At 72.7% G+C, this 25,793-nt stretch carries 22 protein-coding genes; 10 read left to right on the top strand and 12 right to left on the bottom strand.

Annotated elements, in window-relative coordinates; translation table 11 throughout:
* Positions 1–62: 62 nt before the first annotated feature.
* The 3 genes from ACFWFR_RS04770 to ACFWFR_RS04760 form a co-directional block, all read right to left on the bottom strand.
* Positions 63–908, bottom strand: coding sequence for a DsbA family protein (locus tag ACFWFR_RS04770; protein ID WP_191802026.1), 846 nt, complete (start codon positions 906–908; stop codon positions 63–65).
* A 135-nt stretch (positions 909–1,043) separates the two neighbouring features.
* Entirely contained in the window at positions 1,044–1,676 is a 633-nt protein-coding gene (locus tag ACFWFR_RS04765; protein WP_377621527.1) for a hypothetical protein, read from the bottom strand.
* A 49-nt stretch (positions 1,677–1,725) separates the two neighbouring features.
* Positions 1,726–3,849, bottom strand: a complete 2,124-nt coding sequence (locus ACFWFR_RS04760) for a protein kinase (protein WP_377621526.1) — start codon at positions 3,847–3,849, stop codon at positions 1,726–1,728.
* Between the two features lie 120 nt (positions 3,850–3,969).
* Between ACFWFR_RS04760 and otsA the strand changes: the two genes are divergently transcribed.
* From otsA to ACFWFR_RS04740, 4 genes are all read left to right on the top strand, one after another.
* Complete coding sequence (otsA, locus tag ACFWFR_RS04755; protein ID WP_377621524.1) at positions 3,970–5,436, top strand: alpha,alpha-trehalose-phosphate synthase (UDP-forming); 1,467 nt, start codon at positions 3,970–3,972, stop codon at positions 5,434–5,436.
* Positions 5,433–6,332: a trehalose-phosphatase gene (locus ACFWFR_RS04750; protein ID WP_377621522.1), complete on the top strand. Its 900-nt coding sequence runs from the start codon at positions 5,433–5,435 to the stop codon at positions 6,330–6,332. Before otsA ends, ACFWFR_RS04750 begins: the two co-directional genes overlap by 4 nt.
* Before the next feature lie 224 nt (positions 6,333–6,556).
* Positions 6,557–7,678, top strand: coding sequence for an ABC transporter ATP-binding protein (locus ACFWFR_RS04745; protein WP_056645275.1), 1,122 nt, complete (start codon positions 6,557–6,559; stop codon positions 7,676–7,678).
* 192 nt (positions 7,679–7,870) lie between these two features.
* Entirely contained in the window at positions 7,871–9,112 is a 1,242-nt protein-coding gene (locus ACFWFR_RS04740) for a DUF4032 domain-containing protein (RefSeq protein WP_056645273.1), read from the top strand.
* A gap of 54 nt (positions 9,113–9,166) precedes the next feature.
* On the opposite strand, the gene ACFWFR_RS04735 is transcribed toward ACFWFR_RS04740, so the two are convergent.
* The 5 genes from ACFWFR_RS04735 to ACFWFR_RS04715 form a co-directional block, all read right to left on the bottom strand.
* On the bottom strand, positions 9,167–9,877 hold the full coding sequence (locus tag ACFWFR_RS04735) for a YoaK family protein (RefSeq protein ID WP_377621520.1): 711 nt from the start codon (positions 9,875–9,877) through the stop codon (positions 9,167–9,169).
* Positions 9,878–10,054: 177 nt separating this feature from the next.
* A complete protein-coding gene (rlmB, locus tag ACFWFR_RS04730) occupies positions 10,055–11,077 on the bottom strand; it encodes a 23S rRNA (guanosine(2251)-2'-O)-methyltransferase RlmB (RefSeq protein ID WP_377621518.1) in 1,023 nt (340 codons plus the stop codon).
* A gap of 97 nt (positions 11,078–11,174) precedes the next feature.
* Positions 11,175–12,614 (bottom strand): cysteine--tRNA ligase, encoded by a 1,440-nt coding sequence (gene cysS, locus ACFWFR_RS04725; RefSeq protein ID WP_191802034.1) that lies wholly within the window; start codon positions 12,612–12,614, stop codon positions 11,175–11,177.
* Positions 12,615–12,795: 181 nt separating this feature from the next.
* A complete protein-coding gene (locus ACFWFR_RS04720; protein WP_191802037.1) occupies positions 12,796–13,191 on the bottom strand; it encodes a PPOX class F420-dependent oxidoreductase in 396 nt (131 codons plus the stop codon).
* 84 nt (positions 13,192–13,275) lie between these two features.
* Entirely contained in the window at positions 13,276–14,616 is a 1,341-nt protein-coding gene (locus tag ACFWFR_RS04715; protein WP_377621515.1) for an amino acid deaminase/aldolase, read from the bottom strand.
* A gap of 36 nt (positions 14,617–14,652) precedes the next feature.
* Here ACFWFR_RS04715 and ACFWFR_RS04710 point away from each other — a divergent pair, with 36 nt between their 5' ends.
* Positions 14,653–16,056 carry a D-arabinono-1,4-lactone oxidase gene (locus ACFWFR_RS04710; protein WP_377621513.1) on the top strand — a complete coding sequence of 468 codons (1,404 nt, stop codon included), beginning with the start codon at positions 14,653–14,655 and terminating at the stop codon, positions 16,054–16,056.
* A 112-nt stretch (positions 16,057–16,168) separates the two neighbouring features.
* Here the strand turns inward: ACFWFR_RS04710 and ACFWFR_RS04705 are convergent, their stop codons facing one another.
* Positions 16,169–16,804 carry a TetR/AcrR family transcriptional regulator gene (locus ACFWFR_RS04705; protein ID WP_377619469.1) on the bottom strand — a complete coding sequence of 212 codons (636 nt, stop codon included), beginning with the start codon at positions 16,802–16,804 and terminating at the stop codon, positions 16,169–16,171.
* 182 nt (positions 16,805–16,986) lie between these two features.
* Between ACFWFR_RS04705 and ACFWFR_RS04700 the strand changes: the two genes are divergently transcribed.
* On the top strand, positions 16,987–17,565 hold the full coding sequence (locus ACFWFR_RS04700) for a hypothetical protein (protein ID WP_377621511.1): 579 nt from the start codon (positions 16,987–16,989) through the stop codon (positions 17,563–17,565).
* Between the two features lie 13 nt (positions 17,566–17,578).
* Here the strand turns inward: ACFWFR_RS04700 and ACFWFR_RS04695 are convergent, their stop codons facing one another.
* The gene (locus ACFWFR_RS04695; RefSeq protein WP_191802047.1) at positions 17,579–18,640 is read right to left on the bottom strand and encodes a LacI family DNA-binding transcriptional regulator; all 1,062 of its coding nucleotides are present in this window, start codon (positions 18,638–18,640) and stop codon (positions 17,579–17,581) included.
* A gap of 333 nt (positions 18,641–18,973) precedes the next feature.
* Here ACFWFR_RS04695 and ACFWFR_RS04690 point away from each other — a divergent pair, with 333 nt between their 5' ends.
* The 4 genes from ACFWFR_RS04690 to ACFWFR_RS04675 all read left to right on the top strand — a co-directional run bounded on the left by ACFWFR_RS04690 (position 18,974) and on the right by ACFWFR_RS04675 (position 24,297).
* Entirely contained in the window at positions 18,974–20,296 is a 1,323-nt protein-coding gene (locus tag ACFWFR_RS04690) for an extracellular solute-binding protein (protein WP_377619465.1), read from the top strand.
* Positions 20,297–20,381: 85 nt separating this feature from the next.
* On the top strand, positions 20,382–21,338 hold the full coding sequence (locus ACFWFR_RS04685; protein ID WP_318244415.1) for a sugar ABC transporter permease: 957 nt from the start codon (positions 20,382–20,384) through the stop codon (positions 21,336–21,338).
* An 11-nt stretch (positions 21,339–21,349) separates the two neighbouring features.
* Complete coding sequence (locus ACFWFR_RS04680; protein WP_377619463.1) at positions 21,350–22,282, top strand: carbohydrate ABC transporter permease; 933 nt, start codon at positions 21,350–21,352, stop codon at positions 22,280–22,282.
* Between the two features lie 80 nt (positions 22,283–22,362).
* Positions 22,363–24,297 carry a glycoside hydrolase family 127 protein gene (locus tag ACFWFR_RS04675; protein WP_377621509.1) on the top strand — a complete coding sequence of 645 codons (1,935 nt, stop codon included), beginning with the start codon at positions 22,363–22,365 and terminating at the stop codon, positions 24,295–24,297.
* Between the two features lie 120 nt (positions 24,298–24,417).
* Here ACFWFR_RS04675 and ispF read toward each other — a convergent pair whose 3' ends face one another.
* Together ispF and ispD are read right to left on the bottom strand one after the other, a co-directional pair.
* Positions 24,418–24,906 (bottom strand): 2-C-methyl-D-erythritol 2,4-cyclodiphosphate synthase, encoded by a 489-nt coding sequence (ispF, locus tag ACFWFR_RS04670; RefSeq protein WP_377621507.1) that lies wholly within the window; start codon positions 24,904–24,906, stop codon positions 24,418–24,420.
* A complete protein-coding gene (gene ispD / locus ACFWFR_RS04665) occupies positions 24,903–25,640 on the bottom strand; it encodes a 2-C-methyl-D-erythritol 4-phosphate cytidylyltransferase (RefSeq protein ID WP_191802053.1) in 738 nt (245 codons plus the stop codon). The genes ispF and ispD overlap by 4 nt, the downstream gene beginning before the upstream one ends.
* Positions 25,641–25,793 lie beyond the last annotated feature (153 nt).

Genomic DNA, 25,793 nt, shown 5'->3' with positions numbered 1-25,793 from the left:
CGGTTGTCGTGCGTTCCCCGCCCGGGAACGACGGCAACCGCATGCTCGGCACCGAAAGGGGGTCAGCCCTTGGCCGCCTCGACCGCAGCGGAGAGAGCGGTCGGGTCGCTCCAGTTCCCGTCCCAGCGCTCACCGTTGATCGTGATGGTCGGCGTGCCGAACCCACCGCTCTGCGGGTTGGCGAGGTCCGGGTTCTGGGTCGCCAGGTTCGTCGCGCCCTCGACCCAGTCGCCGAACTGGTCGACCGCGTCGCCCGCGGCGATCTTGTCGGCCACGTCGGCCGGGACGCCCACGCTCTTGGCGATCTCGGCGATCTGCTGGTCGGTCAGCGTCTCCTTGTTCTCCTCGGGCTGGTTGACGAACATCGCCGAGTTGAACGCGTTGAGCTGCTCGGGAGCGTGCTCGGCGATGTAGGCGGCGGCAGCGGCCGAGCGCGTCGAGAACTGCTGGGCGTTCGCCATGCGGTCGAGGATCGCCACGGGGTGCAGCACGACGTTCACGTCGCCGGCCTCGCGCAGCTGGTCGAGCGAGGCGCCGTTGATCTCCTCGAACTGCCCGCAGATGGGGCACATGTAGTCGAAGTACACGCCGACGTCGACCGCGCCGTCGGTGCTGGTGCCGGCCACACCGTCCGCCCCGATGGAGATGCCGGCCGTGTCGCTCGCCGTGCCGGGCGCGGTGACTCCGGTGAGCGGCTCGGTGACGCGAGCCTCCTTCTGGTTCATCGCGGGGATGAACACCCAGAGGAAGGCGCCGATGAGGACCGCGAGGCCGCCCACGAGGGCGCCGATCGTGATCGCTCGGTTGCGCTTGTCGCGCTTGGCCTGTGCCTCGCGCAGCGCGAGGGCCTCGGCTCGGGCCGCGTCGCGGCGGTCGGCCTTGGTCTGACGGGATTCGTTCGTCGACATGAGAGTCCTTGGAAGTCGTTCGGGGCGCGGTGTCCCGGAAGGGGCCGCGCAGGTCGCGTGAAGGCGGCCGTGCCGCGCGCGCCGGGGTGCGGGTGGCACCGGTCGCGCGGCGGTGACGAGTCGGGTGGCGAGTCGTCAGGCGGCCGCGAGAGCCGCCGGTGGCCCCCGCAGCGACCGCACCGCGGCGAGCGCCAGATGGTGCAGGACCTTGGTGGCCGAGCGGACGACCTGGCGGCACGCGTCGGCGACAGGGGCGAGCGGGCGGTGCAGCAGCACAGCGAGGTTCCGGGGGCGCAGGACGCCTACGAGCCGGTCACGGACGCGCAGCGCGACGGCGGCGAGGCCGCAGCCCGCGACCAGGAGCGCGAGGTGCGCGAGCAGCACGGGCAGGGCCAGCACCCCGACGACCGTGACGACCCGCGTGGGGTCTCCCCCCAGGGCGGCGGTCCCGGCCGGGCACTCGGCGGTCTCTCGCAGGAGGGCCAGGTGGATACCGGCGACGCCCCAGCCTCCCGGGGCGGGCAGGCACTGGTGGACGACGCTGAAGCCGCGGTCCGCGAGGAGGGACAGGGTTCCGACGACGAGCAGGAACCCGGCGACGACGAGCGAGGTCACGGTCGAGAACCGGCGGACCGAGGCTTCTGCGGAGCTCGCGCGGACGGACTGCGCGCGCACGACCGTACGGACCGCAGCGCCTGGCGCGGTCTCGTTCGGGGGCGATCCGGGCGACGCACCGTGTGGTGCGCCCGGTGCGGACGTCCTGGTCACGGGATCAGGGTACTCGGACAGCCTGGGAGTTTCCGGTGAGGCTGCGGGATCAGATGCTCGGGGGTGGACCCGGGAACGGCGCCCACTCGACGGGAGCCCCGTTCCCGAGCGAGAAGAGCGCGATGGCCGCGAGCGCGAGCCCCACCACGACGAGGACGATCGCCCCCACCCGTCCCGGTGCGACGTGCACGAGGGTCGTGCGCGCCCCGAACCGCGTCAGCGCGGAGAGTGGGCCGAACCAGGCGAGGAGCACCGCCACCGCCATCGCGAGGCACAGCACCACGGTGAAGACCCAGTCCTCGTTCATGCCGCCCGCCGACCGCGCCTCGACCGTCTGCTGGGGTGCGAGGACGACCATCCCGGGCGCGAGCAGCCACCACGCCCCGACCGCGACGAGCAGCCCGCCGCACAGCGCGACGAGGAGCGACGGCAGTGCTCCGACGGCCGCCCGCAGCGCGTACCAGGGGACGGCGACCGCGACCCGGACGCCGTCGCTGCGCTGGACGCCCTTGCGCTCGCGGTGCGCGTGGAACGAGTCGGCGGCCACGCCCACGACGCGGGCGGCGACCACGAGCAGGCACAGGAGCACGAACGCGACCCCGGGGCTGCGCCCGGCGAGGAGCACGAGCGGGAGCCCGAGCGCGAGCAGGGTCCCGGACCGCTGCCGGTGGGACGGGCGCGCGTAGGAGCTGCCGGGCGCTTCCGTGACGGGCTGGCCGAAGGCGTCGAGCAGCAGGTCACGCCCGGGGGCCGCGGCGGGTGGGCCGGCAGGCGGGCTCGGCTGCGGCGGGTAGGGCGTCGGCACGGACGGGGCCGCACCGTGTCCGGGCGGAGGGACCGGGACGCGTCCCGGAGCTGCGGCAGGAACGGGGCCCTGGAGCTGCACCGGGGAGACGCGCGGGGCCACCGAGGGAGGCGGCGCAGGCGCAGGCGCACCCGGCGGGACTGCGGGCATCGCGACGGTCCGGCCGTCGTTGGCGATGACCTGGGTCGCTGCGAGCGGCGGGATCGAGGGAGCGCCGGGGACCGGGACCGCCGAACGGGTCGCCGACACCACGCTGGTCGGCATGACGTCGACGGCCGACGCGGGGAGCGCCACGGTGGCCGCGGCCCCCGCACCGGCGCCGGCCCCGGCCCCGGCCCCGGCGCCCACGACCTTCGTCGCTGCCACCCCGGCCGGCGTGGCAGCCGCGGCACCGCCCGCGGCGGCGAGGGTCGCCGCCACGGCACCTCCGGCGCCGACCCCCTGCCCGCTGAAGGTGGGCGGGACGATCGCGGTCGCTCCCGTGGCGGGGGGCGCCGTCGGGCCGTCGCCCTCGTCCGCGGCACGCCGCAGGACCTCCGCGACCTCCGACGGCCCCAGGCGCTGCGCCGGATCTGCCCGGAGCGCCGCCGCGAGCGCGGCCGCAGTGCGGGGCCCCAGTCCCGCGAGGTCCGCCTCGCCCGTCCGTGCGCGCGCCAGGACCGCCTCGACCGGACGCATGCCGAACGGCGGGCGGCCCGTTGCGGCGAAGGCGAGCACGGCCGACCATCCCCACCAGTCGCTGTTCGCGCTCGGCGCCGCCCCTTCGAGCAGCTCGGGGGCGAGGTACCCGGGCGTGCCCATGACCAGGCCGGTCGAGGTCGCGCGGGCCTCGTCGAGCCCGTGCGCGATCCCGAAGTCGATGAGGACCGGGCCGTTCTGGGTCACCAGGACGTTGCTCGGCTTGAGGTCGCGGTGCACCACGCCCGCGCTGTGGACCGCCTCGAGGGCCTCGGCGAGCTGGTCCGCGAGCTCGAACAGGTCGCGTGCGTCGAGCGGGCCGCCCGTCGCGATCTCCTCCTCGAGGTTCGGGCCGTCGACGAGCTCGGTCACGATGAAGGCGTCCGAGCCGTCGAGCTCGACGTCGAGGATCTGCGCGACGGCGGGGTGCCGCAGCCGCTGGAGCGCGACGGCCTCGCGGCGCAGGCGGTCGCGGCCCTGGGCGTCGACGTCGAGGTGCGCGTGCAGGAACTTCATCGCGACGAGGTTCCCGCCGCCGTCCTCGGCCTCGTAGACCGCCCCCATCGCGCCGGCGCCGAGCCGCGCGAGGATGCGGTAGCCCCCGACCTCGCTGCCCGCCGGCAGCCCGCCACGGCGCGCGGTGCCGCTGCTCCGCGCCGGGTCGACAGATCTGCTGCTGGGCTCCTCCATGGTGTCAAGGTATCGACAATTCGCGTCCGCGCCCTGCTCTCCCGTGAGCAGGTGAGACGCGGCACAGATAACCTGGGTGGAGATTCACGGACGTCCAACCGAATATCAAGGAGATCTCCATTGACTGGCAAAGACGGCTACGACCTCGTCGTGGTGTCCAACCGGCTCCCGGTCGACTTCACGGTCGACCACGAGGGACGCGTCGACTGGAAGCGCTCTCCGGGAGGACTCGTCACGGCTCTCGAGCCGGTCATGCAGAAGTCGGACGGCGCCTGGGTGGGCTGGTCCGGCGCGCCTGACCTCGAGGTCGAGCCCTTCGACGCGGACGACATGCGCCTGGTGCCCGTGACGCTGTCGGCCACCGAGATCGAGCGCTACTACGAGGGCTTCTCGAACGACACGCTGTGGCCGCTCTACCACGACGTGATCGCTCCTCCCGCGTTCCACCGGCAGTGGTGGGACGCCTACCGGCGCGTCAACCAGCGCTTCGCCGACGCCGCAGCCGCACAGGCCGACCACGGTGCGACCGTCTGGGTGCACGACTACCAGCTCCAGCTCGTGCCCCGGATGCTGCGCGAGCAGCGACCCGACCTGCGCATCGGCTTCTTCAACCACATCCCCTTCCCCCCGCTCGAGCTGTTCCAGCAGCTCCCGTGGCGCCGCCAGGTCATCGACGGGCTCCTGGGTGCGGACCTCATCGGCTTCCAGCGCGCGGGCGACGCGTCGAACTTCATCCGCGCCGTGCGCCGCCTGACCGGGTACACGACCCGCGGACCGATCGTCACGACCCCCGCGACCGAGGACAGCCCCGCCCGCCACGTGCGCGCCGCGGCCTTCCCCATCTCGATCGACTCCCGCACGTTCGACGAGCTCGCCCGGACCCCCGAGGTCCAGGCCCGCTCGCGCGAGATCCGCGCCGACCTGGGGGACCCCGAGGTCATGATGCTCGGGGTCGACCGGCTCGACTACACCAAGGGCATCCGCCACCGGATCAAGGCCTACGGCGAGATCCTCCAGGACGGGCGCATCGACGTCGAGCACGTCACGCTGGTCCAGGTCGCGAGCCCCAGCCGCGAGAACGTGGGCGCCTACCAGGAGCTGCGCGAGCAGGTCGAGGGCCTCGTGGGGCGCATCAACGGCGAGTACGCCGAGATCGGCCACGCCGCGATCCACTACCTGCACCACTCCTACCCGCCCGAGGAGATGGCCGCGCTCTACCTCGCAGCCGACGTCATGCTCGTGACCTCGCTGCGCGACGGCATGAACCTCGTCGCCAAGGAGTACATCGCGGCCCGCTCGGACGACCAGGGCGTGCTCGTGCTGTCCGAGTTCACGGGCGCGGCCGACGAGCTCGCGAGCGGTGCTCTGCTCGTCAACCCGCACGACATCGACGGCATGAAGGACATCATCGTCGCGGCGGCCCACATGGACCCGCGCGAGCAGCGCAAGCGGATGCGCCGCCTGCGTCGACGCGTCCTCGCGGACGACGTCTCGAAGTGGTCCGAGTCCTTCCTGGGCGTGCTGCAGGCCATGCCGTCGCGCGACACGCCCCGACGCCAGGAGCCGGTCGAGGGAGAGGGCGCGTGACGGCGTCGGGCCCCGTGACCTCGCTCGACGACGGGCTCGGACGCGACCTCGCCGCGCTCGCGGCGCTCGTCCCCCGCACGCCCGACGGCGGCGCGCCGGCGGGCGGCCCCCTGCTCGTGGCGAGCGACTTCGACGGGGTGCTCGCCCCCCTGGGCGACGACCCTCTCGCGTCGCGCCCCACCGCGGCCGCGGCCGCGGCGCTCGCGCGGCTCGCGGCGCTCGGCCCGGACCGCGTGCGGGTCGCGCTCGTGTCGGGTCGACGGATCGAGGACCTCGCGCGCCTGGCCTCGCCGCCCGTGGGCGCGCTGCTCGTCGGCAGCCACGGCGCCGAGACGGGCGAGGTGCTGGCCTCCTCACCGGACGCCGAGGCGCCGGGCGCGCACAGCCAGGTCCGAGCCGACGGGACGACCGCCCGGGTCCGCCTCGTGCCCGTCGCGCTCGACGACGCCCAGACGGCCCTCCTGGCCCACGTCACGCAGGGCCTCGAGGAGATCGCGGACCCCGTCGAGGGAGCGTGGGTCGAGCACAAGCCCTCGGCGGCCGTGCTGCACACCCGGCTGTCGCCCCGGCCCGCGGCCGACGAGGCCGCGGTCGCCGCCGCACGGCTCGGCGACGAGCTGGGCGCGCACGCCATGACGGGCAAGAACGTGGTCGAGATCGCGGTCACGAGCACCTCGAAGGGCATCGCGCTCGATGCGTTGCGCACCGCGCTGGGCTCGCCCGCGGTGCTCTACCTGGGCGACGACGTGACCGACGAGAGGGCGTTCGCCGTGCTCGGCGCGTCCGACCTCGGGATCAAGGTCGGTCCGGGAGAGACGCTCGCACGCCGGCGCGTCGCCGACCCCGACGAGGCGGCCCTCGCGCTCACGGTGCTCGCCGACCTGCTGGGCGCCTGAGGACCGTTACCCGCACGTGACCCGGGTGTGACGGAGAACTCAGCATGCGGGGGTAGGATGCCGAGCAACGATGACGTCGGACCACCAGGTCCCCCGGGAGACCGGAGTTCCTGGAGGTTCGGCTTCTTCTGTGTCACAGCAGACACGCACCACGTGAAAGCGCGGCACGTCACTACACAACGGATCGTCCGGCACGTACCTGCCGGTGGAGGGATGTACCCATCATGGCTACGGTCACTTTCGACCACGCAACGCGGCTCTACCCGGGGACCGAGCGCCCTGCGGTGGACCAGCTCAACCTGCACATCGAGGACGGCGAGTTCCTCGTCCTCGTCGGCCCCTCGGGTTGTGGCAAGTCGACCTCGCTCCGCATGCTCGCGGGCCTCGAGGACGTCAACGGCGGGCACATCTTCATCGGTGACCGCGACGTCACCGACGTGCAGCCCAAGGACCGCGACATCGCGATGGTGTTCCAGAACTACGCGCTGTACCCGCACATGTCCGTCGCGGACAACATGGGCTTCGCGCTGAAGATCGCCGGCACGCCCAAGGCGGACATCCGCCAGCGCGTCGAGGAGGCTGCGAAGATCCTCGACCTGTCCGAGTACCTGGACCGCAAGCCCAAGGCCCTCTCGGGTGGTCAGCGCCAGCGTGTGGCCATGGGCCGCGCGATCGTCCGCCAGCCGCAGGTCTTCCTCATGGACGAGCCGCTGTCGAACCTCGACGCCAAGCTCCGTGTCCAGACCCGTACGCAGATCGCGTCGCTCCAGCGCCGCCTCGGCGTCACGACCGTCTACGTCACGCACGACCAGACCGAGGCCCTCACCATGGGTGACCGCATCGCGGTCCTCAAGGACGGCCTCCTGCAGCAGGTCGGCACGCCGCGCGACATGTACGACACCCCGGCCAACGTCTTCGTCGCCGGCTTCATCGGTTCGCCGGCCATGAACCTCGCGACCTTCACCGTGAACAACGGTGCTGCCGAGGTCGGCGCGGCGCGCATCCCGCTCGACCGCGAGGTCGTCGCCAAGATCACCGAGGCGGACAAGGGCAAGGTCACGGTCGGCTTCCGCCCCGAGTCCCTCGAGGTCACCACGCAGGCGAACGAGAACGCGTTCGCCGTCGAGGTCAACATCGTCGAGGAGCTCGGCTCCGACGCGTTCGTCTACGGCACCCTCAAGGGTGACCTGGCCAGCGCCGACGTCCACTCGGGTGCTGGTGACAACCAGATCATCGTCCGCGTCGACCCGCGCAACGTTCCCGCCAAGGGCGAGCGCATCCACGTGGCGATCCGCCCGGGCAACACGCACATCTTCTCGACCGCGACGGGCCTGCGTCTCAGCTGACCTCTAGCGACACGGGGGCGGGCTCGGCTGTGTGCCGGGTCCGCCCCTTTCGCATATCCTTCCCCGTGGCTGCGGAACGTCCGCAGTCGTGACCGACGTCGGGTGCGGACCCGCGGCGACCTGCCGCACGGCGCGCACCGCAGTCCGTCGAGCCACCCCGCGCGACCGGCCACCGCGGAGAAAGGACCTGTCATGGTGCAGAACCTGCAGATCACCGCGTCAGCCCCCGACCCAGCCCTGCTCGACCTCCCCTGGGACATCCCGCTCGAGCAGTGGCCGGACGAAGTCCTCGCAGCCCTCCCCCGCGGTATCTCCCGCCACATCGTGCGCTTCGTGCGCATGTCCGGGCGCGTCATCGCGATCAAGGAGATCGGCGAGTCCGTCGCGTACCGCGAGTACGAGCTCCTGCGCCAGCTCAGCCGCATGGACGTGCCGAGCGTCGTGCCCGTGGGGGTCATCACGGGCCGCTCGGACGCGAACGGCGAGCGCCTCGAGGCCGTGCTCATCACCGAGCACCTGCAGTTCTCGCTGCCCTACCGCGCGCTCTTCAGCCAGGCACTCCAGCCGGACACCGCGACCCGGCTCATCGACGCCCTCGCCGTGCTGCTCGTGCGCCTGCACCTCATCGGCTTCTACTGGGGCGACGTGTCGCTGTCCAACACGCTCTTCCGACGCGACGCCGAGACCTTCGCGGCCTACCTCGTCGACGCGGAGACGGGTGACCTGCACCGCGAGCTGAGCCCGGGCCAGCGCAGCTACGACGTGGACCTCGCCCGGACCAACATCATCGGCGAGCTCATGGACCTCTCCGCGGGTGAGCTGCTCGACGAGGACATCGACGAGATCCTCGTGGGCGACGCGCTCGTCGCGCGGTACAACGAGCTCTGGGACGCCCTGACGAACGCCGAGTCGTTCGCGTCCGACGAGCGGTGGCGTGTCGCGGCCCGCATCGAACGCCTCAACAACCTGGGGTTCGACGTCGGCGAGCTCGACATCACGACCGACATCGACGGGACCACGGTCCAGATCCAGCCCAAGGTCGTCGACGCCGGGCACCACTCGCGCCGCCTCATCCGGCTCACGGGGCTCGACGTCCAGGAGAACCAGGCGCGCCGGCTCCTCAACGACCTCGACTCCTACCGGGCGGCGGCCGAGCGGCAGAACGACGACGAGGAGTTCGTCGCGCACGACTGGCTCAGCGGCGTGTTCGAGCCCACGATCCAGGCCGTGCCGCGCGACCTGCGGCGCAAGCTGCAGCCCGCGCAGCTCTTCCACGAGATCCTCGACCACCGCTGGTTCATCTCCGAGAAGGCCGGGCGCGACATCCCCATGCCCGAGGCCACGGCGTCGTACGTGGAGAACGTGCTCCGGCACCGGCCCGACGAGAAGGCGATCCTGGGCCTGGCGCCGGGCGAGGTCGACCAGCAGGAGTGAGGTTCCCTGGGCGGGACCCGGCGCGCCGGGCTCCGGGGTCCAGCGCCGCGACGGTCAGGACCCGGACGGCAAGGGGCGGGCCGCCCGTGCTGCCCCGACGTCCTGGCGCCGGTAGCGCTCGCCCACGAGGGCTGCACCGAGCGCGATGACCCCCGGCACCACGAGGGCCACCTCGAGCCCTGCGCGCAGCACGAGCGCCCCGGTCGCGGCCCCCGCGCCGAGCGCCAGGACGGCCGAGACGCGCCGGACCCACGCCTCGCGGCCGTGGCTGTCCTGGAAGTAGTCGGCGGCCAGCCCCGTCAGGGTCGAGGTGACCACGGTCGTCGTGAGGTCCTTGACGGACAGGTGCCGCGCCGTCGCGGCCTGCACCCCCATCGAGACGCCGAGCACCGCGACGACCACGAGCAGGCGCCACCCCCGGGGTTCGCCCACCACGTACGCCACGACCGAGGCGGCGAGCACCCCCACGCCGACGCCCGCGAACAACCCGGTGGTCGTCCGGTGCCAGCCGGCCGGATGGTTGCGGAACGCGTAGCCGGCGACCGCAGCCCCTGCGACGTAGGCCAGGAGCGCGACGAGCGGGCCCGCGGTGGGGACGTCCTGCCCGCCGGCCAGCCCCATCCCGAGGATGAGCACGTTGCCGGTCATGTTGGCCGTGAAGACCTGGTCGAGCGCCAGGTAGCAGATGCCGTCGATGATGCCCGTCGAGAACGTCAGGACGAGGAGCAGCACCCGGTAGTGCCGATGCACGGGGCGAGGGTCCATGTCGCGAGCATGCCCCGGGAGTCCACGGGGCGCACCCGCGGAGCGCGGACCCGCGCCGCACTTCCGGGCCCAGGCCCGGCGTCCCGGGCCACGAAGAGCCCCGGAAGCGCGCAGGGCGCCCCGCGCGCCGCCTGGTGGCGGTCTGCGGGGCGCCCTGGGGCGGCGTGGTGCGGAGGCTCAGTCCTCGGCGGCGCGCAGGCGCGCGACCTCGTAGAGCGAGATGCCGGCCGCGACGCCCGCGTTGAGCGACTCGACGTCCGAGAGGATCGGGATCGAGGCGACGACGTCGCACGTCTCGCGCACGAGGCGTGAGAGGCCCTTGCCCTCGGATCCGACGACGAGCACGAGCGGGTCCTTGCCGAACGCGAGCTCGCCCACGGCGACCGGGCCGCCGCCGTCGAGCCCGACGATGAAGCAGCCTGCGGCCTTGTACTCGGTGAGGGTGCGCACGAGGTTGGTCGCACGGGCCACGGGCACGCGCGCCGCGGCACCGGCGGACACCTTCCAGGCCGAGGCCGTGACGCCGGCCGCCCGGCGTTCGGGCACCAGGACTCCGTGCGCACCGAACGCGCCCGCGGACCGCAGGACGGCGCCGAGGTTGCGCGGGTCGGTCACGCCGTCGAGCGCGACGATGAGCGGCGGCTCGCCCGCCTCGTGCGCACGGTCGAGGAGGTCCTCGGGGTCGGCGTAGTCGTAGGGCGGGACCTGGATCGCGACGCCCTGGTGGACCGAGCCGTCGGTCATGCGGTCGAGCTCGGCCTTGGTGACCTCGAGGAGGTTGTACCCGCGCCCGGAGGCGATGTTCAGGATCTCCTTGGTGCGGTCGTCGGCCTCGAGGCGCGTCGCGATGTAGACCGCGGAGACCGGGATGTAGGCACGGAGGGCCTCGAGCACCGCGTTCCGGCCGTTGACGACCTCGTTGGCGCTGCTCGAACGGGTCGTGCGCGAGGGCGTGCGACCGCTCGGACGCCCGCCACGGGCCGCGCTCTTGGCGTCGTGCGCGCGAGGCCCCGTCGAGGTGGCCTCGCGGCGCTCGGAAGCGACCTTGGCCTTGTGCGCCTTGTGGTAGGTGCGGTCCTCGGCCTTGGGCGTCGGGCCGCGGCCCTCGAGCGAGCGACGGTTCTTGCCGCCCGTGCCGGCGACGGCGCCCTTCTTGTTGCTGCTGCGGGTCGCGCCGCGTCGTTGTGAGTTTCCAGCCATGGGTCTGCCCCGTCGGTCGATGTGAGTGAGTGAAGTTGTCGGTGGCGGACCCTGCGCCCCGGTGGGCGCCGTCCGGCCGTCGGGCCAGGGCCCCTGGTCAGGTGCCCTGGCGTGCAGCGAGGGACCAGCGGGCCCCGTCGCTGGAGTCCTCCACGACGACCCCGGCGGCCGCGAGGCGGTCCCGGATCGCGTCGGAGGTGGCGAAGTCGCGTGCCGCCCGTGCCTGGGCGCGGGCGTCGAGCTCGGCGGTGACGACCGCGTCGAGCGCGTGGCGATACCGGGTGTCCCCGGCGTCGGCCCACTGCTCGCCCGCGGGGTCCAGCCCCAGCACGTCGAGCATCGCGCGGAGCGAGACGAGGTGGTGACGGGCGACCGCGTCGGCGGCCGGCGAGCGGTCCGCGAGCGCGGAGTTGCCCGCCCGCAGGTGCTCGTGGACCACGGCGAGCGCGGCGGGCACGTTGAGGTCGTCGTCCATGGCCGTCACGAACGCGGTCGGGAGCTCGGCCTCGCGCACGTCGGCGACGTCCACCTCGCCCACGCGCTCGCTCGCACGCTGGACGAACCCGCTGAGCCGCTCCCACGTGGCCTCGGCCTCGGTCACGGTGTCCTGGGTCCACTCGAGCATCGAGCGGTACTGGACCGCGGCGAGCGCGTAGCGCAGCACGGCCGGGCTGGTCGTGGAGAGCACCTCGCGGACGAGCAGCCCGTTGCCGAGCGACTTGCTCATCTTGGCGCCGCCCTGGGTGACCCAGGCCGAGTGCAGCCAGTACTGGGCGAACCCGTCGCCGGCCGCGCGGGACTGCGCCTGCTCGTTCTCGTGGTGCGGGAACCGTAGGTCCAGGCCGCCGCCGTGGATGTCGAACGTGCTCCCCAGGTACCGGTGGGCCATGGCCGAGCACTCGAGGTGCCAGCCGGGCCGTCCGCGCCCGAACGGGGTGTCCCACGAGGCCGTGGCGGGTTCGCCGGGCTTGGGGGCCTTCCAGAGCGCGAAGTCGCGGGGGTCGCGCTTGAGGGAGTCCTCGGCCGGGTCCGCAGGGGCGGGGGCGAGGTCCTCGAGGCGCTGGTTGGTGAGCGAGCCGTAGTCCGCCCAGGAGCGGACGTCGAACCACACGTCGCCGGGGCCGGTCGTGTAGGCGTGCCCCGAGTCGACGAGGCGCTGCATGAGCTCGACCATGTCCGGGACGTGCCCCGTGGCGCGGGGCTCGTAGGTGGGCGGGGTCACGCCCAGCGCGTCGTAGGCCGCGGTGAAGGCGCGCTCGTTGATCGCGGCCCACGCCCACCAGGGCTCGCCCGCGTCGACGGACTTGGCGAGGATCTTGTCGTCGATGTCCGTGACGTTGCGGATGAGGGTCACGCGCGAGCCCGTGCGGCGCAGCCAGCGAACCAGGACGTCGAACGCGACGGCCGAGCGCATGTGCCCGATGTGCGGCGCCGACTGGACCGTCGCCCCACACAGGTAGATGCCGACCTCACCCTGGTTCTGGGGGATGAAGTCGCGCACGTCCCGCGTCGCGGTGTCGAACAGTCGAAGGCTCACGCCCGCAAGGTTACCGGGGTGCACCCCTCCCGGCAGAACCCGCCCCGTCGGGGGCGGGGTACCGGTGCGCGTCTTCACCCGTGCGGGCGGGTCTCTCGGGACGGTCGTCGCCCGGAGGTCGTCGTCCCGGGGGGCCGTCGTCGCGGCAGCCGCGGGACGGCGCAGCGGTACGGGGCAGCGGTCAGTCGCGCCAGTGGACCTTGGTCGGGGTCACGCGCACGACCACGCGACGGTTGTCCGTGCCGTCGTCACCCGTGTAGCGCTCGGCACCCGTGTACTTCTGGGCGAGCGCGTGGATGAGCGAGGCCGAGGGGTCCTCCTCGATCGCGGCCTCGCCGCGCACCTCGAGGTACTGGTACGGGGCGTCGCGCGGGTAGACGAGCACGCTCAGGCGGGGGTCGCGGCGCAGGTTGTCGGTCTTGCGGCGTCCGTGGATCGTCGAGAACACGACGTCCTCGCCGTCGCGCGCGATCCACACGACCGAGGTCTGCGGGCTGCCGTCCGCCTCGAGCGTGGCGACGGTGGCGAACTCGGGGGCGTCGAGGAGCGCCTTGGCGGCGTCGGGAAGGCTCGTCATGCCGTGCTCAATCGCGCGGCGCCCGCGCGTATTCCCGCAGGTCGCCACCTTCTCAGCAGGTGGGACGCGGGCCCGACGGCGGCGCTACCCGAAGTTCTTGCCCTCGCCCCGGTAGGTGGGGACCTCCTCGACGACCTGGTCGCCTCGCACGAGCTGCACGCGGTCGAAGCGCTCCATCAGCTCGCCCGCCTTGGCGTGCCGGAACCAGACGCGGTCGCCCACCGCGAGCTCACGCGCGTCGCGGTGCCCTCGGGCGACGTGCAGGGGGGTCTGGACCTCCCCGACGCCCTCGGACGACGTGAGCCGCCACCCGGGCTCGACGACGCGTGGCACGCGCGCGGCCCCGGCAGGCCCCGAGGCCACGTACCCGCCCGCGAACGCGGTCGCGTAGCCGGGCGCGGGGACGCGCACGACGTCGAGCCCGAAGTACGCCGAGGGGTGCGGCACGAACGAGCGGTACCCGTCGAACAGGCCGGGCACGAACAGGCCCGAGCCGGACGTCACCTCGGTCACGACGGGGTCTGCGGCGGACGTCTCGAGCGAGCCGGTCCCCCCGGAGTTCACGAGCTCGAGCTCGTGCCCGACGGCGTCGCGCACGGCTGCGATGACCTCGCCCCGGCGTGTGGACAGGTCGGCGACCGAGGCCTTCTTGACGAGCCGCACCGCGGGGCTCGTGTCGGGCAGCCCCGCGACCTGCGCCTCGTAGAACATCAGGCCGCGCACGCGCAGCCCGGGCAGGGTCGCGATCGCGCGCGCGAGCGCCGCGGCCTCCGCGGGGGTGTGGACGGGCGAGCGGCGGGTCCCGAGGTGGACCGTGAAGGGTCCGACCCCCAACCGCAGCGAGGCGTCGATGTCGAGGCACAGCAGGACGGGCGGGGTGTCCACCTCGCCCGCGTCACCGGCCGCGCGCTCCGCCGCGTCCGCTCCCCGGTGCCCCGCGAGCGCGGTCGCCACGAGCGCGACCTGCGCGACGTCGTCGACCATGAGGGTGATCTCCCGGCGTGCGGCCGGGTCCGCGGCGAGCTCCGCGAGCGCCCGGCGGTCGACCGTCGGGTACGCGACCAGCACGTCGCGCGCGCCCTGCTCGACGAGCCACAGCGCCTCGGCCAGCGAGTACGCCATGATCCCCGCGAAGCCGAGCCGGCCGGCGCGCTCGACGAGCGAGCGCACGCGAACCGACTTGGACGCGAGGCGCACGGGCACTCCCCCGGCCCGGGCCAGGAGCTCGCGCGCGTTGGCGTCGAACACGTCGAGGTCGACGACGGCGACAGGGCCGGGGACGCGCTCGGTCGCGGCCGACAGCCGCTCGCCCAGGGTGCGCGTCTCCGCGGACGGAGCGGATGATCGGGACCTACCGGTCACACCGTCCTCGAGGGACCGGGCGGACGGGTCCTGCGTGCTGCTCTGCACGGGCGTCGACGTCATGGTAGGAAACCTACCCTTCGTGAGATAGTGCCGGGTGTGACGAGCCAGCAGGCTCCCGGTTCATGGACGAACTGGGCGCGAAACCAGACCGCTGATCCCCTGCGCCGCGCTGCCCCGCGGGACACCGACGAGCTCGCGCGGACCGTGCGCAGAGCGGCCGATGACGGCCTGCACGTCCGTGCGGTCGGCGCCGGGCACTCGTTCACGGGAGCCGCGGTCACCGACGGTCTCCTGCTGAGCCTCGACCACCTGCAGACGGTCGAGGACGTGACGCGCACGGAGACCGGCGCGCGCGTGACCGTGGGGGCAGGCATCCGCCTGCACCGGCTCAACCAGGTCCTGGCGTCGGCGGGGCTCGCGATGCGCAACCTCGGCGACATCGACCGTCAGTCGATCGCGGGCGCGATCTCGACGGGCACGCACGGCACGGGGGCCTCGCTCGGCGGGCTCGCGACCCAGGTCCGCGGGGTGCGCGTGGTCGGGGCCGACGGCTCGGTCACCGAGGCCACGCCCGAGCAGAACCCGGACCTGTTCGAGGCGAGCCGTCTGGGCCTCGGCTCGACGGGTGTGCTCGCTGCCGTGACGCTCGACGTCGTCCCGGCGTTCCACCTGCGCGCCCAGGAGGAGCCCTGGCCGCTCGACCGGGTCCTCGAGGAGCTCAGCACGGCCTCGGGCGGCCGCGGGGGCGGCACGGACGCCGAGGGCCTCGAGAACGCGCACGACCACTTCGAGTTCTACTGGTTCCCGCACACGCGCCGCGCGCTCACCAAGCGCAACGACCGCCTGGCGCCCGACGACGAGGCCGCAGCCTCCCTGCACGCGGCCCGCGGCGAGCGGCCGGACGCCGTGACCCGGGCGCGCGCCTGGGTCGACGAGGAGCTGCTGTCCAACGGCGCGTTCGAGGTCGTCAACCGGCTCGCGACGGCGCTGCCGCGCGCGACGCCCCGCATCAACGCGCTCTCCGCCCGCGCACTGGCTCCCCGTACCTACGTCGCTCCCTCGCACGAGGTGTTCGTCTCGCCGCGGCGCGTGCGCTTCCGCGAGATGGAGTACGCGGTGCCTCGCGCCGCCCTCGTGGACGTGCTCGAGGACATCGACGCCTGGGTCAGGGCCTCGGGCGAGAACGTCCCGTTCCCCGTCGAGGTCCGGTTCGCCGCGGCCGACGACGTGTGGCTCTCCACCGCCCACAGACGCGAGAGCGCCTACGTCGCGGTCCACCAGTACCTCCGGCTCCCGCACGAACGCTACTTCGAGGGCGTCGAGAAGATCGTCGCGAGCGTGGGCGGACGACCGCACTGGGGCAAGCTCCACACCCTGGGCGCCGAGGACCTCGCCGAGCGCTACCCGCGCTTCGAGGACTTCCGTCGGGTCCGCGCCCAGGCCGACCCGGGCGGGGTGTTCGCGAACCCGTACACGGACCAGGTGTTCGGGCTGCGCTGACGGCGCCCCGCGCGGGTGAGCGGACCACCCGGGGTGAGCGGCGCCGTCGGGCCTGCTGCGGACCGACAGCGACCTGCGGACCGGACGGCGGCCGCCGAGGCTGCTGGGCCCGCTAGGACGCCTCGGCTGGGCCCGCAGCGTCCGCCGCCCCGTCAGGGTGCACCACGAGCGACAGGACGTAGTCCGCGAGCGCGTGGAAGCTGCGGATCGTCGCCTCGTCGTCCTGCTGGACGAGCCACGCGATCTCGATCCCGTCGATGTACCCCGCGACGATGCGCGCCAGGAACGGCGTGTCCATCGAGTAGGTGATGCCCGCGATCTCCGAGAGCTGGTCCAGGATTCCCTGCGTCATGGCCCACGTCTGCTCGAGGTGCGCCCGCGCGACCGGGCGCAGCGCACGGTTGCGCGACCCGGCGGTCGCGAACTCGAACGTCAGCAGCCGCATGTGGCGGCGCGGGGTGAGTCCCTGCCACAGCCCGTCGGCGGCCGCGTGCGCGATCGTGTACAGGTCCTGGGTGGGGTCCAGCGCCATGCGGACCGGGTCCGAGGCGACGAGCGCGACGCTGTGGCCCATGGCCCGGAGCATCGCGTCCTTGTCCTCGAAGCAGTAGTGGACCGTCCCGAGCGAGATCCCGGCCTCGGCCGCGACCCCGCGCACCGTGACGGCCTCCACACCCTCACGGATGGCGATCGACATCGCCGCGTCGACGATCTGTGCGCGGCGCTCCTCGATGGACATGCGGCTCATCGTCGAACTCCTTCGTGACCGACCTCGGTGGTGCGCACGAACGTCGCCCGCTGCTGTCCACCATGCCTTCAATGTCGCATATTCGCATGTGGGAGCCGCGAGGACAGGACGGGCCACGACCTGGACGTGGCAGGCTGGGAGGATCGGTTCCCGTCAGGAACGTCTCGGCCGAAAGGACACCAGTGGCCCGCTCGCACCGCCCGCTCTTCCTCGTCACCGCCTGCGCGCTGCTCGTGCCCCTGCTCGCGGGGTGCGGCGGCGCCACGCAGGAAGCGGCGCCGCCCACCGCGACCGCGCACGCGGCCGAGATCACGGACGACGGGGTCTCGGTCACGCTGACCGTCCCCGCGGGCTGGGACCGTGCCGGGCAGGACGCGCCCCTCGTCGTCCGGACGGAGAAGCCGTTCGGCGACCCGGGGTTCACGGCCAACGTGGTCGTCACGACCGAGGCCCCCGGCACCTCGACGCTCGCCGAGCAGACCGCCGCAGCCGCCGACTACCTGGCGCAGACGGACGACTGGACCGTCGACCCGACGCAGCCCGGGCCGATCGAGCTCGCAGGGTTCCCCGCCCACCGGTTCGGCGGCACGCGCTCGGTCGACGGCGTCGAGGTCTCCCAGGTCGAGACGATCGTCGAGGTCGCGACCGGGACGGGGACCGCGTTCGTGTTCGTCACGGAGTCGTACGCGACGCAGGACACCGACGGCGCAGCACAGGCCCGCGCCGTGACCGACAGCCTGGTCGTGACGCCCGCCGGATGACGGGCTGCCGCGCCTAGGCCCCGAGCGCGCCCACGGGCGAGGTCGATCCGCGCGGCACGAGGCGGCACGGGAGCTTCTCGACGCCCGACGCCCGCTGCCCGTCGATCGCGGCGAACAGTCGTTGTGCGGCGTAGCGTCCCAGGACCTCGAGGTTGTTGTCGACGCTCGTGAGCTCGGGCCTCGCACCGAGCGCGAACTGCTCCCAGTTGTCGAAGCCGATGACCGAGACGTCGCCCGGCACGTCGCGGCCGAGCTCACGGAGGGTGTCGAGCACGCCTCGGGCGATCTGGTCGCTCGCCGCGAAGATCGCGTCGATCGACGGGTCCTTGGCCAGGAGCATGGCCGTGGCGCTCCGCCCCCATCGCTCCGACCACTCCCCGAACAGCACGCCGTCACCCGCGAGCTCGAGGCCCGCGGCCGAGAGCGCCGCTGCCGTGCCGGCCGCCCGGTCCTGGGCTGCGGCGTACGTGGGGTCGCCCGAGACGTGGGCGATGCGGCGACGCCCGCACGCGATCAGGTGCTCGACGGCGACCCGGCCGCCCGCGACGTTGTCGGGGACGATCGAGAGGTCCGCGTCGTCCTGGGACGGCGCGTAGGCGTAGACCACCGGCACGGGGAGCCGCTGCCCCAGGGACTGACGCGGGTCGGTCTGACGCCCGACGACGATCAGCCCGTCGACACGACGCGAGAGCAGGGCCTGGAGGTGGTACTGCTCGCGGATCGAGTCGCCTCGCGCGTCGCACAGGAAGACCGAGACGCGACCGGCGCCGAACGCGTCCTCGGCTCCCATGAGGATGGGGATGACGAAGCGCCCTTCGAGGTCGCTCGTGAGCAGGCCCACCGTCCCCGTCCTGCCCGCGAGGAGGCCGCGGGCGAGCGCGTTCGGCTGGAACGAGAGCCGCTCGGCGGCCTCCATGACCCGCGTCCTGGTCTCGGCCTTGACCTGGTCGCGCCCGTTGAGCGCCTTGGAGGCCGTCGCCACCGAGACCCCTGCGAGCCGTGCGACGTCGGTCAGCGTGACAGAACGCTTGGCCCTGTCGACCGGCGGGGATCCCCCTTCGTCCTCGCGCACCATCGTCCTGCTCCCTCGAGATGTCCCGGTCCCTGATGGATCCGGAGGTCGTGACGAAACTGTAACCCCCTGAGCGGGTTGACGGCTCCCCGACTCCGCAATAGTCTCAGAAAACCTTTTCGGCATCTTTCGCAAGAGGCGATGTGAGCGCTAACCTGCTCCTAGTGGCCTCATTCAGCGAAAAGATCTCGCCGTAGAGGCAGGTGCATCTCGATCGCCAGATGATCGTGACGCGCTTCCGAAACGGTTTCGTCGCCGTGTGCAGGACCCCTGGACGTGCAGAGCAGCACCCGAACACCCCGCACCACCCTCAACGAAGAGAGCTTGGAGGCTCGAATGAGCACCACACGGAAGTCGATCCGCGCAGTCCGCCCGCTGGCGGCCCTCCTCACGGCCGGCATGCTGGTCACGAGCCTGGCGGCGTGCTCGCCCGCCGAGGACAGCGACAGCGGGGCGGGCGGCGACACGGCCGCGAGCGACTCGCCCGAGGGGGTCGACGACGGTACCCAGCTCACGCTGTGGACCCGCGCCCCGATGGAGAAGCAGGCCACCCTCCTGGTCGACGCGTACAACGCGAGCCACGAGAACCAGGTCTCCCTGACCATCACGCCCAACGACGACTACGTCGCCAAGGTGGGCGCGGCGGCAGGCAGCAGCAGCCTCCCCGACCTCTTCGCCGCGGACATCGTCTACGTCCCGAACTGGACCTCCCAGGGCCTGTTCACCGACATCACCGACCGGATCGACGGGCTCCCCTACGCCGACGAGCTCGCGCAGGGCCACATCGACGCCGGGACGTACGAGGACCAGGAGTACGTCCTGCCGTTCGTCCTCGACCTCTCGGTCATGTTCTACAACAAGGACCTCTACCGCGAGGCCGGGCTCGACCCCGAGAAGCCGCCGACGACGCTCAAGGAGTACGGCGAGCACGCCAAGGCCATCAGCGCGCTGGGCAAGGACGGCGTGTCCGGCACGTACTTCGGCGGCAACTGCGGCGGGTGCACGCTCTTCACGTGGTTCCCGTCGGTCTGGGCCGGCGGCGACCAGGTCCTGAGCGCGGACGGCACCGAGTCGCTGCTCGCGAGCGACACCGCCAAGGACGTCTACGCGGTCTACAAGGACATGGTCGACTCCGGCGCGATCGGCAACGGCACCAAGGACGAGACCGGCGCGACGTGGACCGGTCCTTTCCAGGAGGGCAAGGTCGGCGTGATGCCGTACCCCGCGACCCTGCTGTCGACCGCGGCCGAGACCGTCGACGTCGGCGTCGCCCCGATCCCCGGACCCGACGGCGGGGAGTCCACGTTCGTGGGCGGTGACGGGATCGGCATCTCCAAGGACTCGAAGAACGAGGCCGCGGCCTGGAACTTCCTCTCGTGGCTCACGAGCGAGGACGCGCAGGTCGAGGTCCTGGCCAAGAACAACGACGTCGTGTCGCGCGCGGACCTGGCCGACAACAAGTACGCGGCCGTCGACCCGCGCCTCGTGACCATCAACGAGGTCGCGGCCAAGGGCAGCACGCCCGTCGCGATCAACTTCCAGCAGGCGTTCAACGCTCCCGACAGCCCGTGGCTGACGCTCGTGCGCGGAGCGGTGTTCGGCGACGCGAAGAGCATCGACGCCGACAACGACGAGATCACGGCCGTCCTCGACCAGTAGCCAGCTCCGTCCACCCAGGACGAGCACCGTGGTGGGTGCGGACCGTCGCACCCACCACGGTCCACCCGAGTCAGAGAGGACTCCCGTGACCACGCACACCACGGCCCCCGTGAGCACCCCGAGGCCCGCGGCGCGCCCCGCCGGGCGCCGCAGTCGACGCAGCGCCCTGCGAGGCCGGGGAGCCCAGGGCTGGCTCTACGCGATGCCCACCGCCGTCTTCGTCGGCCTCTTCTTCATCGTCCCGATCCTCCTGGTCGTGCAGATGTCGGTCTCCGACTGGCCCCTGCTGGCGGGCAACCGCGGGCCCAACTTCCCCGAGAACTTCCAGGACGTCGTCGCCAACAAGTACTTCTGGCCCTCGATCGTCTTCACGCTGAAGTACACCGTGATCGCGACGGTCCTCCTCCTGGGCCTCGGGCTCGGGATGGCGCTGCTGGTCCAGGAGAGCACCCGGTGGAAGGGGTTCTTGCGCACGGCGTTCCTCGTCCCGAGCGCGCTCGGGCTGGCCTCGGCCTCGCTCCTGTTCTACGCGCTCTACTCCCCGCAGTCCGGCCCGATCAGCCCCTTCCTCGAGAAGCTCGGCCTGGTCGACGAGCCGATCTCGTTCCTCGGCACCCCCACGGCCGCCCTCTGGTCGACCGTCTTCCTCATCGTGTGGCGCTTCGCGGGCTTCTACATGCTCCTGCTCCTGGTGGGCCTGCAGAACATCCCTGGTGAGGTCTACGAGGCGGCGCGCATCGACGGTGCCAAGCCGTTCCAGATCTTCCGGAGCATCACCCTGCCGCTCCTGCGCCCCTCGCTCATGCTCTGCACGATCATGTGCGTCACGGGGTCACTGCTCGCGTTCGACCAGTTCTACATCCTGACCAAGGGCGGCCCGGACAACAGCACCATCACGGTCGTCCAGCTCATCTACAACATGGCGTTCCAGGGACAGAACGACCTGGGCCGTGCTGCCGCCCTGTCGATCCTCGTGCTCCTGGCCCTGATCGTCATCAACGCCCTGCAGTTCCGCGGCATGCGCCAGACGGACGAGAAGTGAGGACCCCGGACATGCCCACCACGACCGAGACCCCGTCCGCTCCCGTCCCGTCGTCCGCCCCGGCCGCACCCCCTGCGGCTCGGCGCCGTCGGCGGATGGTGGGACGCGCGGCCCCGACCACGACGCTCGGGGGGCTCGCCCTGCGGACCCCGTACTACGTGTTCACGGGCGGCCTCGCCCTGATCTTCCTCTTCCCGCTCATCTGGGCCGGGGTCGCCTCGGTCTCGCCCCAGGCGGGCAGCGCCCAGACCGACGGCTGGGGTTTCGGCAACTACGTGACCCTCGCGGGCTACCAGGCCGGGATCGGGCAGTACCTCCTGAACTCGGTCGTCGTCTCCGGCCTGACGGTCCTGTTCACCCTCGTGACCTCGCTCCTCGGCGGGTACGCGTTCGCCCGCTTCGCGTTCCCCGGCAAGAACATCCTGTTCATGCTGACGCTCGGGATCCTGATGGTGCCCTACGCGACCCTGCTGATCCCGCTGTACGTCCTCCTGAACGCCCTGCACCTGCAGAACTCGCTCCTGGGCCTCGCGCTGGTCCTGACCATGTTCCAGCTCCCGTTCGCGACCTTCATGATGCGGATCTCGTTCGAGTCCGTCCCCACCGAGATGGAGGAGGCCGCCCTGGTCGACGGGTGCACGTCGTTCGGAGCCCTGCGCCGGGTCCTGCTGCCCGCGGTCAAGCCCGGGCTCATCACGGTCGGCCTCTTCGCGTTCCTCGCAGCCTGGAACGACTTCATCGCGCCGCTGATCCTCATCTCCGACTCGTCGAAGCTCCCGCTGCCGCTGGCCGTGGCCAACATGCGTCAGCAGATCATGGGCATCGTCGACTACGGGGCCACCGAGGCGGGCGTGGTCGTCCTGGCCCTGCCGTGCGTCGTCCTCTTCCTGCTGCTGCAGCGCCACTACGTCCAGGGCTTCATGTCGGGCGCCCTCAAGGGCTGACCTCCGGTCGTCCCGCGCCGTCCCGCCCCACCCATCACCTCGCCCATCCTCGTGGGCATCGACCTCACCGGAGGAAATCCGTGACCACCACCACCAGCCGGTCGACCGGCGGCCGACCGGTCGTCCCCGTCTCGTCGGTCCTGCGCCCGCTCGGGCTCGACGAAGTCCGGATCACGGGCGGCTTCTGGGCCGACCGTCAGGAGACGAACCGCGTCGCGACCCTGACCCACATCGAGCACTGGCTCGAGAAGGAGGGCTGGCTGGGCAACTTCGACGCCGCGGTCGAGGGTCGCCTTCCCGCAGCCCGCCGGGGCCGCGAGTTCTCCGACTCCGAGGTGTACAAGCTCCTCGAGGCCATGGCCTGGGAGCTGGGCAGGAGGCCCGACGACGAGCTCGACGCCCGGTTCGACGCGATCGTCCGGCGTGTGGCCGCCGTGCAGGAGCCCGACGGCTACCTGTCGACGATGTTCGGACGTCCCGGCCAGGGGGCGCGCTACTCGGACCTCGAGTGGGGGCACGAGCTCTACTGCTACGGCCACCTGATCCAGGCCGCGGTGGCCCGGGCCCGCACGGGAGGCGACCAGCTCCTGGTCGAGGTGGCCCGGCGTGCCGCCGACCACGTGTGCGCGACCTTCGGGCCCCAGGGCAACCAGGGGATCTGCGGGCACGCCGAGATCGAGGTCGCGCTCGCCGAGCTGTCCCGCGTCACGGGTGAGCGACGCTACCTCGACCAGGCGGCGCTGTTCGTCGAGCGGCACGGGAACGGCACGCTGCGCGACATCGAGTTCGGTCGCTCCTACTTCCAGGACGACCAGCCCGTCCGCGAGGCGACCGTCTTCCGGGGGCACGCCGTGCGCGCCAACTACCTCGCGGCGGGTGCCCTCGACGTCGCCGCCGACGCGGGTGACCACGACCTCCTGCGCGCGGTCGCGACCCAGTGGGAGAACACCGTCGCTCGGCGCACCTACATCACGGGCGGCCAGGGCTCCCACCACCAGGACGAGGCGTTCGGCGAGGACTTCGTCCTGCCGCCCGACCGTGCGTACGCCGAGACCTGTGCCGGGATCGGCTCGATCATGACGAGCTGGCGCCTCCTGCTCGCCACGGGCGAGGCGCGCTACGCCGACCTGGTCGAGCGCACGCTCTTCAACGTCGTCGCGACGTCACCGGCCCACGACGGCACGTCGTTCTACTACACGAACACCCTGCACCAGCGGGTGCCGGGCGTCGTACCACCGGTCGACGTCGCGAGCGCGCGCGCCTCCTCCTCGCTCCGGGCCCCCTGGTTCGAGGTCTCGTGCTGCCCGCCCAACGTCGCACGCACGTTCGCGAGCCTCGCCACGTACTTCGCGACCGTCGACGAGGACGGCCTCCAGGTGCACCAGTACGCCGACGCCGAGATCCGCACGGCTCTGCCGGACGGGACGCCCGTCGAGGTCGACGTGCACACCGACTTCCCCGACTCGGGGGCCGTGACCTTCCGCGTGCTGCGGGACACCGGCCGCGAGCTGTCCCTGCGGGTACGGGTCCCGGCGTGGTCGACCTCGGCCAGGCTGTCCTCGGGTGGTGAGACCTGGAGCGTCGAGCCTGGCACGGCCGAGGTCCGGCGGGCCTTCCGGGCGGGCGACGAGGTGCTCCTCGAGCTCGACGTGTCGCCCCGCGTCGTGACGGCCGACGACAGGATCGACGCCGTGCGCGGCTGCGTCGCGGTCGAGCGCGGGCCCGAGGTGCTGTGCGCCGAGTCGCTCGACCAGACCGTCGACGACGTCGCCGCTCTCGTGGTCGACCCGTCCTCCCCCCTGCGCGAGCAGGGTGGGCACGTGGTCGCGACCGGCTGGAGGTCGGCACCGGCGGACGCCGCGTGGCCCTACCCGGAGAGCCCGGGGGCGGCTCCGGGCGGCACGGGCGACGGCCCCGGCCGAGCGGACGATCCGTTCGACGTCGTCCTGACGCCTTACCACGACTGGGCGAACCGCGGCCCGTCGACCATGCGCATCTGGCTCCCGACAGCCTGACCCGACCCGTCCTGGGCCGCGCGGGCGGGCACCGGGGGTCCTGGCCCCGGACCCGCCCGCACGGCCCAGGACGCACCTCCCCCGCGCCCCCGACGACGCAGGCGTCCGCCGCGTCGCGCGTCAGTCCGAGGTCGAGACGACCAGCGCCGTGGCGATCGCGGCCACACCCTCGCCGCGCCCCGTGAGCCCCAGACCGTCGGTCGTGGTCGCCGTGACGGTCACGGGAGCGCCGGCGGCCGCGCTCAGCACGGCCTCCCCCTCGGCACGGCGCGGCCCGAGGCGGGGACGGTTGCCGATCACCTGGACCGCGACGTTCCCGATCTCGAACCCCGCGGCGCGGACACGCCGCGCGGCCTCGGCGAGCAACGACGCCCCGCTCGCCCCGGCCCACTCGGGCGCGCTCGTCCCGAAGTTCGAGCCGAGGTCGCCCAGGCCGGACGCCGAGAAGAGCGCATCGGCGGCCGCGTGCGCCGCGACGTCGGCGTCGGAGTGCCCGGCGAGGCCGCGCTCGCCCGGCCAGTGCAGCCCCGCGAGCCACAGGTCGCGGTCCTGCCCCTCGGGCGCGAACGCGTGCACGTCGGTCCCGATCCCGGTGCGCGGCAGGATCATCGGACCTCCTCCGTGAGGAGCTTCTCGATGTAGTAGAAGTCGCGCGCCGTCGTGACCTTCATCGCGAGCTCGTGTCCTGGCACCACGAAGACCTCCTCGCCGAGCGCCTCGACCAGGCTCGCGTCGTCGGTCGCCGCCGTGGCCTCGGTGCGTGCTCGTGCCGCTCCCGCGGCGTGCGCGCGCACCAGCAGGGCGCGGTCGAACGCCTGAGGAGTCTGGACCGCGCGCAGCAGGGTGCGCTCGGGGGTCGAGGCGACCCGGTCCACCCCGTCCGGGAGAGCTCTCTGAGGGTCCCTGGGTGCGACGAGCTTGATCGTGTCGACGACCGGGAGGCCCGGGATGACCGCCTGGTGCCCCTCGCGCACGGTCTCGACGATGCGTCGGATCATGGCTGCCGGGGCGAGCGGGCGCGCGGCGTCGTGCACGACGACCACGTCGACGTCCGCGCGTGCACGGGACAACCCGGCCGCCACGGAGGACTGGCGCGTGGCGCCACCCGCGACGACCACGACGGGCACGCTCACGTGCGGGTCGTGCTCGAGCACGTCCGACATGGCGGACACGAGCCCGTTCGGTGCCGTGACGACCAGCGCGTCGACCACGCCCGACGCGGTGAGGCGGCGCGCGGCGTGCAGCACGAGGGGCAGTCCACGGAGCGGGACCAGGGCTTTGGGGAGATCGAAACCGAGGCGCGTGCCGGAGCCGGCGGCGGTCAGGATGGCGAGGGTCGTCACAACGTCACGGTAGACGATCTCGGCTTATGGACCGTCGTCGGCCCGCGGTCGAGACGACCGGTCGGCGCCGAGAGCCCTGAGCGCCCTGTCGAGGAGCTCGTCGCGCCCGCGCGGCCGACCGCCCACAGACGACGACGCACGGGCTGCCAGCAG

The sequence above is a fragment of the Oerskovia sp. NPDC060287 genome, from assembly GCF_042726775.1.
Classification (GTDB): domain Bacteria; phylum Actinomycetota; class Actinomycetes; order Actinomycetales; family Cellulomonadaceae; genus Oerskovia; species Oerskovia merdavium.
Note: the sequence above shows the minus strand (reverse complement) of the source record. Positions and strands in the feature narration are given on the sequence as shown.